Genomic DNA, 11,374 nt, shown 5'->3' on the forward strand with positions numbered 1-11,374 from the left:
CCGGATAATGGCGCACAGCCTTGACCTTCGGCGCCCCTATGACCGAACTCCTGCTCGTTCTGCTCAGTGCCGCCCTGGCCAATAACATCGTCCTGCATCAGGCCCTGGCGATCGACCCGCCCGTGCGCGCGGCCGACGCCACCCCGCGCCGACAACTGCACGCGCTGGGCCTGGCGACCCTGGTGCTGCTGGTGCTGGCGGTGAGTGGCAGCCAGCTGCTGCTGAACGTGGTGCTGCGTCCACTGCAACTCGAATCGCTGCGCCTGCTGGTTTTCCTGCCGCTTTGCGTGCTACCGGTTACCCCGCTGCTGGACCTGGCACAGCGGCGCTGGCGCGACTGGCCGCTTGTCGGGCTCAAACCATTGCTGCTAGGCAATGCCGCTGTGCTGGGCCTGAGCCTGCACGCCGCCGATTCGGCACTCGGCCCACTGCAAAGCCTGGCCCTGAGCCTGGGCAGCGGCCTGGGCTTCTGGCTGGTGCTGGTGCTGCTCGACGACCTGCAACAGCGCATCGACAGCGAGGCGCTGCCGCAGGCCTGGCGCGGGCTGCCGGTCACCCTCGCGAGCACCGGCATCATGGCCATGGCGTTCATGGGCTTCAATGGGATGTTCGGCCGATGACAGGCGAAGCCATCGACCCCAGCGAACGCCTGCGCAACAGCCTGCAACAGGTGCTGCTGGCCTGCCTGCCGGGCCTGCTGGTGCTGCTCTGGCTGCACGGCTGGGGCATGCTGTTGAACCTGCTGCTGTGCACCGCGGCAGCACTGGGCACCGAGGCGGTAGCGCTGCTCGCGCGACAACGCCCGCTACGCGGGGAACTGGGCGACGGTAGCGCACTGGTCAGCGCCACCCTGCTTGCCCTGGCACTGCCGGCCTACGCCCCGTGGTGGCTGCCGCTGATCGCCGGCAGCGCGGCCATCGGCGTCGGCAAGCACCTGTTTGGTGGCATCGGCAAGAACCCGTTCAACCCGGCGATGCTCGGCTATGCCGTGGTACTGCTGGCATTCCCTACCGACATGACCCATTGGCCGGCACCACAGCCGCTGGGCTTTGGCGATAGCCTGCAAGCGGTGTTCGGCCTGGGCCCGCAGCCCGACGCCTGGGCCCAGGCCACCGTCCTCGATACGCTGCGCAACAACCGCAGCCTGACCGTCGACGAGCTGTTCGCCAGCCACCCCGGATTTGGTCAGTTCGCCGGCCGCGGCAGCGAGTGGGCCAGCCTGGCCTTCCTGCTCGGCGGGCTGTTCTTGCTGCAACGCAAGGTGTTCAGCTGGCATGCGCCGGCGGGGCTACTCGGCAGCCTGTTCGTAGCCAGCCTGCTCGGCTGGAACGGCTCGGGCTCCGACAGCCATGGCTCGCCACTGCTGCACCTGCTGGCGGGGTCGAGCATGCTGGCGGCGTTCTTCATCGTCACCGAACCGGTCAGCGGCCCGCGCAGCCCGTTGGCCCGCCTGCTGTTCGGCGTTGGCGCGGGTCTGCTGATCTACCTGATCAGGGTCTGCGGCAGCTACCCCGACGGCACCGCCTTTGCCGTGCTGCTGATGAACCTCTGTGTGCCGACGCTGGAACGCTGGAGCGCGCGCTGGCAGCAGGAGGCGTCATGAAGCCTCGGGCAATATTGATAGTGCTGTTGGTCGGCGTACTGAGCGTGGGTATCCCCTTGGCCTGGCAACAGCTCGTCACGCCGCGCATCGATACCGCCCGCAGCGCCCTGCAGGCCAGCACCTGGCTCAGCGTGCTGCCCGCCGACAGTTACGACAACCAGCCGCTGCACGCCGCGCTCCCACTCACCCAGCCCCAGTTGGAACACAGCCGCCTGCGCGGCGGCTATCGCGCGACCCTGCATGGACGCACTGCCGCTGTGGTGCTGCACAGCGAGACGGCGGGCTACGAAGGACCGATCCAACTGCTGATCGCCATCGACCGCGACGGTCGGGTGATAGCGGTACACGTTCTGCACCAGGAAGAAACGCCAGGGCTGGGCGGCAAGCTGGCCGAGGCCGGTCACCCCTGGCTCGGCGCATTCAGCGGACGCAGTCAGGCCAATACCCCGCAAAGCGCCTGGGCCCTGAAGCGCGATCGGGGCCAGTTCGATCAGCTGGCGGGCGCCAGCGTCACCTCGCGGGCGGTGATTCACGCCGTGCAGGACGCCCTGCGCTATTTCGATTCACATGCCGCGCAGTGGCTGGCCGGAGAAGCCCATGAATAGGCAACTGCTCGCCGCGTTCAGCCTGGCGCCGCTGCTCGGCGCCAGCCAGACGCTCCAGCAAGCGACGAGCATCGCCCTGCTCGGCGTTCTGCTGGTGCTGCTGCATCGCCTGTGCATGACCCCACTACGCCATCAGTTGCCCGGTTTTGCTGTAGAGCTGGTCAGCGTGCTGATCGCAGCGGCCCTGGTCAGTTGCATCAACCTCGCCCTGCTCGCCTGGGCGTTGCCACTGCGCCAGACGCTGGGTATCTACGCGGAACTGATCGCCTTGCAATGCGTGTTGTTCGAGTACTGCCTGGGCCGTACCAGCAATTGGTCGCGGGCACTGGCCCTGCTCGCCGGGTTTGCTACCCTGCACATTGTTCTGGGCGCCTGCCGCGAGCTGCTGGGCAGCAGCGGCCTGCGCCTTGCCAGCCTGATGCCGGGGGGCCTGCTGCTCCTGGGCGCTGCACTGGCGATCATTACGCGAGCCCGCAGCAGACGGGCCGCCTCTAGCCGTAAAGGAAGCCCCTGAGCCCATGAATGCTGCAAAACGCCTGGAAATTTTCCGCAGGCTGCACGAAGACAACCCGGAACCGAAAACCGAACTGGCCTACACCACGCCGTTCGAACTGCTGATTGCCGTGATCCTCTCGGCGCAGGCGACCGATGTCGGGGTAAACAAGGCCACCGCCAAACTCTACCCGGTGGCGAATACCCCCGAGGCGATTTATGCGCTGGGTGTGGCGGGCTTGTCGGAGTACATCAAGACCATCGGCCTATACAACAGCAAGGCGAAGAACGTCATCGAAACCTGCCGACTGTTGATCGAACAGCACGGTAGCGAGGTGCCGGATAACCGCGAAGCCCTCGAAGCCCTGCCCGGCGTCGGCCGCAAAACCGCCAACGTGGTGCTCAACACCGCCTTCCGCCAGATGGCCATGGCTGTCGACACGCACATTTTCCGGGTCAGCAACCGCACCGGTATTGCCCCGGGCAAGACCGTGCTGGAGGTCGAGAAAGGTTTAATGAAGTTTGTCCCCAAAGCCTACCTGCTCGACGCCCACCACTGGTTGATCCTGCTGGGTCGCTATGTTTGCCAGGCGCGCAAGCCACGCTGCGGAAGTTGCCGCATCGAAGACCTGTGCGAATACAAGCAGAAAACCTCGGACGATTGAGCCGATAGTGATTTGGCACACACGTCGATTGAAAAAATCTTTTTTACCCACTCACGGAATCTCGCTATAAGGTCGGCCAATGGCCGTCTTGGCGTGGAGTGACTTTTATGAGCACCGATAAAGAAGACCTGACAATCGACGACGAATTCTCGACAACGGAAGACGCCGATGCAGAGCCGCAAGTGGAAGTGGCAAAAACCAACCTGAGCAAGCGCCGGACCATTGACAACATGCTGGAAGAACGGCGCCTGCAAAAGCAGTTGGCCGATTTCGACTACGACCTGTGAAGGTCAGCGCACCGCGTGAATGAAAGCCTCCAGCTCGGAGGCTTTCGTGTTTCCGCTGGGCCGCTTACCGGCTTACACCAGGCCGTTGCGCTGGGCCAGTTCGATCAGGTCGACCAGCGAACGCGCATTGAGCTTGAGCAGCAGACGGGTTTTGTAGGTACTTACGGTTTTGTTACTGAGAAACATGCCGTCGGCAATCTCCTTGTTGCTGCGACCACGGGCCAGTTGCTGCAACACCATCATTTCCCGCCCCGACAATCGCTCGACCATATCGGACTCGCTGCCACCACTGAGGTTGGAGCGCACCGAGTGCAACGCCTGGTTGGGGAAATAACTGTAGCCGGACAGCACCGCCTTGATCGCACTGAGCAACTCGGTGAGGTCCTGCTGTTTGCACACGTACCCGGCAGCCCCGGCCTGCATGCAGCGCATCGAAAAGTGTCCGGGGGCCTGCGAGGTCAGCACCAGCACCTTGATGACGATGCCGTTGGCGGTCATCCGGGCGATGACCTCCAGACCGTCGAGCTTGGGAATGCCAATGTCCAGAATAACGATGTCGGGCAAATGCTCCCGCGCCAGTTGCAGGGCATCCACTCCATTGTCCGTCTCCCCAACGACTTCATATCCATGACGCTCCATCAACATGCGCACAGCCAGGCGAATGACCGGGTGATCATCCACTATCAGCACTTTATTCATGGGCAAAATCCAATGTTCGCTATTCGATTTCTTGAGCCCGCACAATAGCCTAGTCAATACGCCCAATGCATTGCACAGTTCCCGAAGTGCTGCACACAAAGACGTGTCTCGCACAATTAAAGGAAACTTCCTACAAGTCGACTTTAGTTAGTTTCAAAACATAATGTTTGAACGTGCGCGCCATAGTGGTAAGCCCTGCCCTACAGCACGGCCCCAGCACGCAATAGCGGCACACGACGAAAAGCTTCCACTGCACGATCAATCACCCACTGATCTTTTTACCAAGCAGCCGACATAGTACCGCCCAACCGACATGCCTCCCTTGACTGGAAGCCACGCATAGACAGTAAGCACTACGTAGAAGGCACGCGTATGAGCAACGCCGAACCAAAAAGCCCTTTGACCATCATTGCCATCTTTGCCGGCATAATCGAGGCGTCTGCGTTGGCCTCATTGCCTTTTCTCGGTGAAGACAGCCAAAGTATCTACACCTGGTTCCTGGTGGGCTTCCCACCTTTTCTTACACTGCTGTTCTTTCTTACATTGAACTTCAATACCAAGAGCCTGTACGGCCCCGACCCCAATGAAGTTGATGATCCCGAATTAACCGACGACAGCGAAGGATGCACCAAGACCGCCCCTGCGACTGCACCGAGCAGCCACTGGCAGGTGATAAACATTGATGTTCCCCCGGGTATTCAGCGCGCTGGAGAAAACCTCGAATACCCGGTCTCGACCATCATTTTGCGGGGCACACAAGCGCGTTCACTGATTCGTTGCCTGATCAAGCGCGCGGTGTCTCGCCACGCCAAACCCGGCAGCCTGATCCTGCAGGATCTCGACGCCGGCCAGCAAACCACCATCATTACCGGCCCAATCTCGGCCAGCACCGATCATCATCAGGTTTCGCAGGCATAAAAAAACACCCTGCGGTGCATGCACCGGCAGGGTGTCGTTACGCTGCAGATCGGCTTAGACCAGCTTGCGGCCTTTGTTGGCGGCAATGCGCATGCGCAGGGCGTTGAGCTTGATAAAGCCCGCCGCGTCGGCCTGGTTGTAAGCGCCGCCGTCTTCCTCGAAGGTTGCGATGTTGGCATCGAACAGCGAGTCGTCGGACTTGCGGCCGGTGACGATGACGTTGCCTTTGTACAGCTTCAGGCGCACCACACCGTTCACGTTGACCTGCGATGCATCGATCATCTGTTGCAGCATCAGCCGCTCCGGGCTCCACCAGTAGCCGGTGTAGATCAGGCTGGCATACTTGACCATCAGCTCATCCTTGAGGTGAGCCACTTCGCGGTCGAGGGTGATCGATTCGATCGCCCGGTGAGCGCGCAGCATGATGGTGCCGCCAGGCGTCTCGTAGCAGCCACGGGACTTCATGCCGACATAACGGTTCTCGACGATGTCCAGGCGACCGATGCCGTTCTCGCCGCCAATGCGGTTGAGGGTGGCCAGTACGGTAGCCGGCGACATTTCGACGCCGTCCAGGGCAACGATGTCGCCGTTGCGGTAGGTCAGTTCCAGGTAGGTCGGAACATCCGGTGCGGTTTCTGGCGACTTGGTCCAGCGCCACATGTCTTCTTCGTGCTCGGTCCAGGTGTCTTCCAGCACGCCGCCTTCATAGGAGATGTGCAGCAAGTTGGCGTCCATCGAGTACGGGGACTTCTTCTTGCCGTGACGCTCGATCGGGATACCGTGCTTCTCGGCGTAGTCCATCAGTTTCTCGCGGGACAGCAGGTCCCACTCACGCCATGGGGCGATAACCTTGACGCCCGGCTTGAGCGCATAGGCACCCAGCTCGAAACGCACCTGGTCGTTACCTTTACCGGTAGCACCATGGGAAATGGCATCGGCGCCGGTTTCGTTGGCGATTTCGATCAGACGCTTGGCGATCAGCGGACGAGCGATGGAGGTACCCAGCAGGTACTCGCCTTCGTAGACGGTGTTGGCGCGGAACATCGGGAAAACGAAGTCGCGGACGAACTCTTCGCGCAGGTCATCGATGTAGATCTCCTTCACGCCCATGGCCTGTGCCTTGGCGCGGGCCGGTTCGACCTCTTCGCCCTGCCCCAGGTCGGCAGTGAACGTCACCACTTCACAGTTGTAGGTATCCTGCAGCCACTTGAGAATTACCGAAGTATCAAGGCCGCCGGAATACGCCAGTACGACCTTTTTTACGTCCGCCATGCCATCACTCCACGGGGTTGTACGGAAAGCCGGTGATTCTACCGGCCTTGCCGAAAAAATTACAGTGGGGCGACAGCTTGTGACGACAAAGCGACAGGAACTGTCGAGGGCGCGACGCAACGTCGCGCCCTTAGGGACGACCTGTAGGCTTGGTAACAGAGGCCTGCGGGCTGCTGGCCGGGGTGGCTGGCGCGACGGCCGGAGCCGGGGCGGGTTCGAGTGGCTTCTCAAGCGGCTTTTCCACCGGCGTCACGCGGTCCAGGGTGATATTCACCCGGCGGTTACGCGCGCGATTGGCGGCATTGTTGTTGGCCGCCAACGGGTAGCGCTCGCCATGGAAGCGCACGGTGATCTGCTCTTCCGGCACGCCACGCGCCTTCAGGTAGTCCATCACCGCCAACGCACGACGCCGCGACAGGTCGCGGTTGGTCAGGCGATTGCCGCTGTTGTCGGAATGGCCATCGAGCTCGATGTGGTTGACCGTCGGGTCGGCCTTGATGAAGTCGAGGATGACGTCCAGGCGCGCCCGCGCATCGGCATCCAGATCGATACCGGCGCCAGGGAAGCCGACGCGCGCCTGGCGGATCTGGTCGAAGTTCATCGGCAGCAGCTTGGCCGTGCACAGCTGATAGTCACCCCAGGCCTTGTTGAACTTCACCGGCAACAGGCGCACTTCCATCGGCCGTCCGGCTTCGCCGGCATAGTTGCGCACCACGGTACTGCGACCGTCCATCAAGCCGTTGATCAGGCGGCTGGCCTGCCCTTGCGAGCTGGTAAACAGCACGCCGTTGCGCGCCATGCGCACCTGGCCCAGGCTGATATCACCGCGCCCTGGCTGCCACGGCGCAGCGGCCGCCAGCAGGGTCGCCGAGCCGCTGCCGAGGACGTTGGCACTGGAACGTAGCTGGAAGGTGGCCTGCTCACCCGCGCGACGCACGAACTCGCCCGTACCGAAATCGGCGATCGGCTGGATCAGGCGGCATTCGAACTGATCGCCCTCGACTTTCCACTCGACGTTCTCGACGCGAGTCTGGAAGGTAAGTGCCATGGCCGGCAGGCTGGCGAACATACTGAACAGGGCTAGATAACGCTGGCGCACGGGAGGCTCCACAAATTGCTTACGGCTTACCAGCAGGCTATCGGTCAATGCTGGCAAAACTTGATAGCGAGTGCTCGGACCAGGCTTTTCCGGTAGCATTCAGGCTTGAGTTCGACCCGCCTGGAATCCCCAATGTCCGACCGCCTGACCCTCCTGCGTCCCGACGACTGGCACATCCATCTTCGTGATGGCGCTGTTCTGCCCCACACCGTCGGCGACGTGGCACGCACCTTTGCCCGCGCCATCATCATGCCCAACCTGGTTCCGCCGGTGCGCAATGCCGTCGAAGCCGGTGCCTACCGTGAGCGCATTCTGGCAGCCCGCCCTGCCGGCAGCCGCTTCGAGCCGCTGATGGTGCTGTACCTCACCGACCGCACCCAGCCCGAGGATATCCGCGCGGCCAAGGCCAGCGGCTACGTCTATGCCGCCAAAATGTACCCGGCCGGCGCGACCACCAACTCGGATTCCGGCGTGACCAGCGTCGACAAGATCTTCCCGGTGCTCGAAGCCATGGCCGACGTCGGCATGCTGCTGCTGGTGCACGGCGAAGTGACCCGCGGCGAGGTCGACGTGTTCGACCGCGAGAAGCTGTTCATCGACGAACACCTGCGCCGTGTGGTCGAGCGCTTCCCGACGCTGAAAGTGGTGTTCGAACACATCACCACCAGCGAAGCCGTGCAGTTCGTCAACGAGGCCCCGGCCAACGTTGGCGCGACCATCACCGCCCAGCACCTGCTGTACAACCGCAACCACATGCTGGTGGGCGGGATTCGTCCGCACTACTACTGCCTGCCGATCCTCAAGCGCAACACCCACCAGGTGTCGCTGCTGGACGCCGCCACCAGCGGTAGCAGCAAATTCTTCCTCGGCACCGACTCGGCACCGCACGCCCAGCACGCCAAGGAAGCCGCCTGCGGCTGTGCCGGCTGCTACACCGCGTACGCCGCCATCGAGCTGTATGCCGAGGCATTCGAGCAGCGCAATGCGCTGGACAAGCTCGAAGGCTTCGCCAGCCTGCACGGCCCGGCGTTCTACGGCCTGCCAGCGAACACCGACCGTATCACCCTGGTTCGCGAAAGCTGGACCGTACCGAACAGCCTGCCATTCGGCGAGCAAACCGTTATTCCGCTGCGCGCCGGTGAGCAACTGCGCTGGCGCCTGCTGGAGGAAACCGCGTGAGCGACGATCATTTCGACGAAGACCAGGAAGGTCATGGCGGCGGTTCGCGCCACCCAATGGCAGAACGCTTCCGCGGTTACCTGCCGGTGGTGGTGGATGTCGAGACCGGCGGCTTCAACAGCGCCACCGACGCCCTGCTGGAGATCGCCGCCGTCACCATCGGCATGGATGAAAAAGGCTTCCTGTTTCCTGAGCACACCTACTTCTTCCGGGTCGAACCGTTCGAAGGGGCAAACATCGAACAGGCCGCGCTGGAATTCACCGGGATCAAACTCGACCATCCGCTGCGCATGGCGGTGAGCGAAGAGTCGGCACTCACCGACATCTTCCGCGGTGTACGCAAGGCGCTAAAGGCCAATGGCTGTAAACGGGCGATCCTGGTCGGCCATAACAGCAGCTTCGACCTGGGCTTCCTGAATGCCGCGGTCACGCGCAACGACATGAAGCGCAACCCGTTCCACCCATTCTCTAGCTTCGACACCGCCACCCTGGCCGGCCTGGCCTATGGCCAAACCGTACTGGCGCGAGCCTGCCAGAGCGCCGACATCGACTTCGACGGTCGCGAGGCGCACTCCGCCCGCTACGACACCGAGAAGACCGCCGAGCTGTTCTGCGGCATCGTCAACCGCTGGAAGGAAATGGGCGGCTGGCACGACTTCAACGACTGAAGCCGGCGTTTCCTGCGCGCATAAAAAAACCGGCCATCACGGCCGGTTTTTTTATGCCTGGCGCTTACAGCTTGCCAGCATTCTCGGTCAGGTATGCAGCCACGCCTTCTGGCGAAGCGGTCATGCCCTTGTCGCCTTTTTTCCAGTTGGCAGGGCAAACTTCGCCGTGCTCTTCGTGGAATTGCAGGGCGTCGACCAGACGGATCAGTTCTTCCATGTTGCGGCCCAGTGGCAGGTCGTTGACGATCTGCGAGCGTACGACACCTTTGTCGTCGATCAGGAACGCGCCACGGAAGGCCACGCCGCCTTCGGACTCAACGTCGTAGGCCTTGGCGATGTCATGCTTCATGTCGGCAGCCATGATGTACTGCACCTGACCGATGCCGCCGGCATTGATCGGGGTGTTGCGCCAGGCGTTGTGGGTGAAGTGCGAGTCGATCGAAACGGCGATCACTTCGACGTTGCGCGCCTTGAAGTCGGCCATGCGGTGGTCCAGAGCGATCAGCTCGGACGGGCAGACGAAGGTGAAGTCCAGTGGGTAGAAGAACACCAGGCCGTACTTGCCCTTGATGGCCGAGGCCAGGTTGAAGTTGTCGACGATTTCGCCGTTGCCCAGTACGGCTGGAACGGTGAAGTCCGGGGCGTTTTTACCAACGAGCACGCTCATTCGATATCTCCTGATGGTGTTGAAATGGGATCATGCGGCGGGCGCTGACCTGCCGCTATCGCATGGACTGAGCATCATACACTGCGATTGATGACACGCCGAATTTAACGCCGACAGCGCCTGCCAACTGCCGTCGGTCGCTCTGCACCGCGGCTTCGCGCCTAAGTTTTGACAAGCATTCTCATTAACATTAAGCTTCTTCGCATTGAGCCCTTACCAGTGATGGTCTGCCCTATGTATGTGTGTCTTTGTGTTGGTGTAACCGACGGACAGATCCGCGATGCGATCTATGAAGGATGCTGCAGCTACAAGGAAGTCCGTGCCGCCACCAACGTTGCCAGCCAGTGCGGCAAATGTGCGTGCCTGGCCAAACAGGTCGTGCGTGAAACCCTGACCGAATTGCAGGTCAGCCAGGCAGCCCTGCCTTACCCCGTTGAATTCACTGCGGCGTAAAAAACTCGATTTCAAAAAACCGGACCTCGTGTCCGGTTTTTTTATGCCTGTAATTCAATAAGTTAGCGATAAGACGCGGAACACAAACATTCTTATTCCGATTAATTTTCATTTATTATTCAATAACTTAGGTTTGACACTAGAAGTTGTCAGGCTCAAACTCCTGCTCATAGGCACACTTACACAGGGCAGGACCCCATCATGAAAGGCGACGTTAGCGTCATCCAGCATCTCAACAAGATCCTCGGAAACGAGCTGGTCGCAATCAACCAATACTTCCTGCATGCGCGCATGTACGAAGACTGGGGCCTGGAAAAACTCGGCAAGCACGAGTACAAGGAATCGATCGACGAGATGAAGCACGCTGACAAATTGATCAAGCGTATTCTGTTCCTCGAAGGCATCCCTAACGTGCAGGACTTGGGCAAGCTGCTGATCGGCGAGCACACCAAGGAAATGCTTGAGTGCGACCTGAAGATCGAGCAAAAGGGCCTGATCGACCTGAAAGCGGCCATCGCCCACTGCGAGACCGTTGGCGACTTCGGTAGCCGGGAAATGCTCGAAGACATCCTCGAATCCGAGGAAGAGCACATCGACTGGCTGGAAACCCAACTGAGCCTGATCGACAAGGTCGGCCTGGAAAACTACCTGCAGTCGCAGATGGGCGAATAATTTCGTCCGCCATGAAAAAGCCCCGCCTAGGCGGGGCTTTTTCATGGCCTCTGTCGGACCTCATCGCGGGACGACGCCCCTCCCACAGGGCTTTT

15 protein-coding genes are annotated in these 11,374 nt (G+C 61.3%); 11 read left to right on the forward strand and 4 right to left on the reverse strand.

Annotation, left to right across the window (positions count from 1 at the left end; all coding sequences use genetic code 11):
- Positions 1-38 precede the first annotated feature (38 nt).
- From DCO48_RS01405 to DCO48_RS01430, 6 genes are all read left to right on the forward strand, one after another.
- The gene (locus tag DCO48_RS01405; protein ID WP_116548842.1) at positions 39-620 is read left to right on the forward strand and encodes an Rnf-Nqr domain containing protein; all 582 of its coding nucleotides are present in this window, start codon (positions 39-41) and stop codon (positions 618-620) included.
- Positions 617-1,603 (forward strand): RnfABCDGE type electron transport complex subunit D, encoded by a 987-nt coding sequence (locus DCO48_RS01410; RefSeq protein ID WP_116548843.1) that lies wholly within the window; start codon positions 617-619, stop codon positions 1,601-1,603. Before DCO48_RS01405 ends, DCO48_RS01410 begins: the two co-directional genes overlap by 4 nt.
- On the forward strand, positions 1,600-2,208 hold the full coding sequence (locus DCO48_RS01415; protein ID WP_116548844.1) for an RnfABCDGE type electron transport complex subunit G: 609 nt from the start codon (positions 1,600-1,602) through the stop codon (positions 2,206-2,208). Before DCO48_RS01410 ends, DCO48_RS01415 begins: the two co-directional genes overlap by 4 nt.
- Complete coding sequence (locus DCO48_RS01420; RefSeq protein ID WP_116548845.1) at positions 2,201-2,722, forward strand: Rnf-Nqr domain containing protein; 522 nt, start codon at positions 2,201-2,203, stop codon at positions 2,720-2,722. Before DCO48_RS01415 ends, DCO48_RS01420 begins: the two co-directional genes overlap by 8 nt.
- A 4-nt stretch (positions 2,723-2,726) precedes the next feature.
- Positions 2,727-3,365 carry an endonuclease III gene (gene nth / locus DCO48_RS01425; protein ID WP_116548846.1) on the forward strand — a complete coding sequence of 213 codons (639 nt, stop codon included), beginning with the start codon at positions 2,727-2,729 and terminating at the stop codon, positions 3,363-3,365.
- Positions 3,366-3,472: 107 nt separating this feature from the next.
- Positions 3,473-3,652, forward strand: a complete 180-nt coding sequence (locus DCO48_RS01430) for a PA3496 family putative envelope integrity protein (protein ID WP_116548847.1) — start codon at positions 3,473-3,475, stop codon at positions 3,650-3,652.
- A gap of 72 nt (positions 3,653-3,724) precedes the next feature.
- Here DCO48_RS01430 and DCO48_RS01435 read toward each other — a convergent pair whose 3' ends face one another.
- On the reverse strand, positions 3,725-4,351 hold the full coding sequence (locus DCO48_RS01435; RefSeq protein WP_116548848.1) for a response regulator transcription factor: 627 nt from the start codon (positions 4,349-4,351) through the stop codon (positions 3,725-3,727).
- A 372-nt stretch (positions 4,352-4,723) separates the two neighbouring features.
- On the opposite strand from DCO48_RS01435, the gene DCO48_RS22865 reads away from it, so the two are divergent.
- Entirely contained in the window at positions 4,724-5,269 is a 546-nt protein-coding gene (locus DCO48_RS22865; RefSeq protein WP_256583940.1) for a hypothetical protein, read from the forward strand.
- A 54-nt stretch (positions 5,270-5,323) separates the two neighbouring features.
- Here the strand turns inward: DCO48_RS22865 and DCO48_RS01445 are convergent, their stop codons facing one another.
- Both DCO48_RS01445 and DCO48_RS01450 read right to left on the reverse strand, forming a co-directional pair.
- Positions 5,324-6,541 carry an argininosuccinate synthase gene (locus DCO48_RS01445; RefSeq protein ID WP_038999115.1) on the reverse strand — a complete coding sequence of 406 codons (1,218 nt, stop codon included), beginning with the start codon at positions 6,539-6,541 and terminating at the stop codon, positions 5,324-5,326.
- A 130-nt stretch (positions 6,542-6,671) separates the two neighbouring features.
- On the reverse strand, positions 6,672-7,640 hold the full coding sequence (locus tag DCO48_RS01450) for an OmpA family protein (RefSeq protein WP_116548849.1): 969 nt from the start codon (positions 7,638-7,640) through the stop codon (positions 6,672-6,674).
- 132 nt (positions 7,641-7,772) lie between these two features.
- On the opposite strand from DCO48_RS01450, the gene pyrC reads away from it, so the two are divergent.
- Together pyrC and rnt are read left to right on the forward strand one after the other, a co-directional pair.
- On the forward strand, positions 7,773-8,819 hold the full coding sequence (gene pyrC, locus DCO48_RS01455; RefSeq protein WP_116548850.1) for a dihydroorotase: 1,047 nt from the start codon (positions 7,773-7,775) through the stop codon (positions 8,817-8,819).
- Positions 8,816-9,487: a ribonuclease T gene (gene rnt, locus DCO48_RS01460; RefSeq protein WP_116548851.1), complete on the forward strand. Its 672-nt coding sequence runs from the start codon at positions 8,816-8,818 to the stop codon at positions 9,485-9,487. Before pyrC ends, rnt begins: the two co-directional genes overlap by 4 nt.
- Positions 9,488-9,551: 64 nt before the next feature.
- Here the strand turns inward: rnt and DCO48_RS01465 are convergent, their stop codons facing one another.
- Positions 9,552-10,154 carry a peroxiredoxin gene (locus DCO48_RS01465; protein WP_116548852.1) on the reverse strand — a complete coding sequence of 201 codons (603 nt, stop codon included), beginning with the start codon at positions 10,152-10,154 and terminating at the stop codon, positions 9,552-9,554.
- A gap of 234 nt (positions 10,155-10,388) precedes the next feature.
- Between DCO48_RS01465 and DCO48_RS01470 the strand changes: the two genes are divergently transcribed.
- Positions 10,389-10,607, forward strand: coding sequence for a bacterioferritin-associated ferredoxin (locus DCO48_RS01470; protein ID WP_045185737.1), 219 nt, complete (start codon positions 10,389-10,391; stop codon positions 10,605-10,607).
- 201 nt (positions 10,608-10,808) lie between these two features.
- Positions 10,809-11,279 (forward strand): bacterioferritin, encoded by a 471-nt coding sequence (bfr, locus tag DCO48_RS01475; RefSeq protein ID WP_116548853.1) that lies wholly within the window; start codon positions 10,809-10,811, stop codon positions 11,277-11,279.
- Positions 11,280-11,374: the final 95 nt, after the last annotated feature.

The sequence above is a fragment of the Pseudomonas sp. SDI genome (assembly GCF_003105155.1).
In the GTDB taxonomy this organism is placed as follows: Bacteria; Pseudomonadota; Gammaproteobacteria; order Pseudomonadales; family Pseudomonadaceae; genus Aquipseudomonas.

Excerpts from the sequence above, each read along its gene's own strand:
- DCO48_RS01405 (WP_116548842.1), top strand. The coding sequence starts at position 39 with ATGACCGAACTCCTGCTCGTTCTGCTCAGTGCCGCCCTGGCCAATAAC.
- DCO48_RS01410 (WP_116548843.1), top strand. The coding sequence starts at position 617 with ATGACAGGCGAAGCCATCGACCCCAGCGAACGCCTGCGCAACAGCCTG.
- DCO48_RS01415 (WP_116548844.1), top strand. The coding sequence starts at position 1,600 with ATGAAGCCTCGGGCAATATTGATAGTGCTGTTGGTCGGCGTACTGAGC.
- DCO48_RS01420 (WP_116548845.1), top strand. The coding sequence starts at position 2,201 with ATGAATAGGCAACTGCTCGCCGCGTTCAGCCTGGCGCCGCTGCTCGGC.
- nth (WP_116548846.1), top strand. The coding sequence starts at position 2,727 with ATGAATGCTGCAAAACGCCTGGAAATTTTCCGCAGGCTGCACGAAGAC.
- DCO48_RS01430 (WP_116548847.1), top strand. The coding sequence starts at position 3,473 with ATGAGCACCGATAAAGAAGACCTGACAATCGACGACGAATTCTCGACA.
- DCO48_RS01435 (WP_116548848.1), bottom strand. The coding sequence starts at position 4,351 with ATGAATAAAGTGCTGATAGTGGATGATCACCCGGTCATTCGCCTGGCT.
- DCO48_RS22865 (WP_256583940.1), top strand. The coding sequence starts at position 4,724 with ATGAGCAACGCCGAACCAAAAAGCCCTTTGACCATCATTGCCATCTTT.
- DCO48_RS01445 (WP_038999115.1), bottom strand. The coding sequence starts at position 6,541 with ATGGCGGACGTAAAAAAGGTCGTACTGGCGTATTCCGGCGGCCTTGAT.
- pyrC (WP_116548850.1), top strand. The coding sequence starts at position 7,773 with ATGTCCGACCGCCTGACCCTCCTGCGTCCCGACGACTGGCACATCCAT.
- DCO48_RS01465 (WP_116548852.1), bottom strand. The coding sequence starts at position 10,154 with ATGAGCGTGCTCGTTGGTAAAAACGCCCCGGACTTCACCGTTCCAGCC.
- DCO48_RS01470 (WP_045185737.1), top strand. The coding sequence starts at position 10,389 with ATGTATGTGTGTCTTTGTGTTGGTGTAACCGACGGACAGATCCGCGAT.
- bfr (WP_116548853.1), top strand. The coding sequence starts at position 10,809 with ATGAAAGGCGACGTTAGCGTCATCCAGCATCTCAACAAGATCCTCGGA.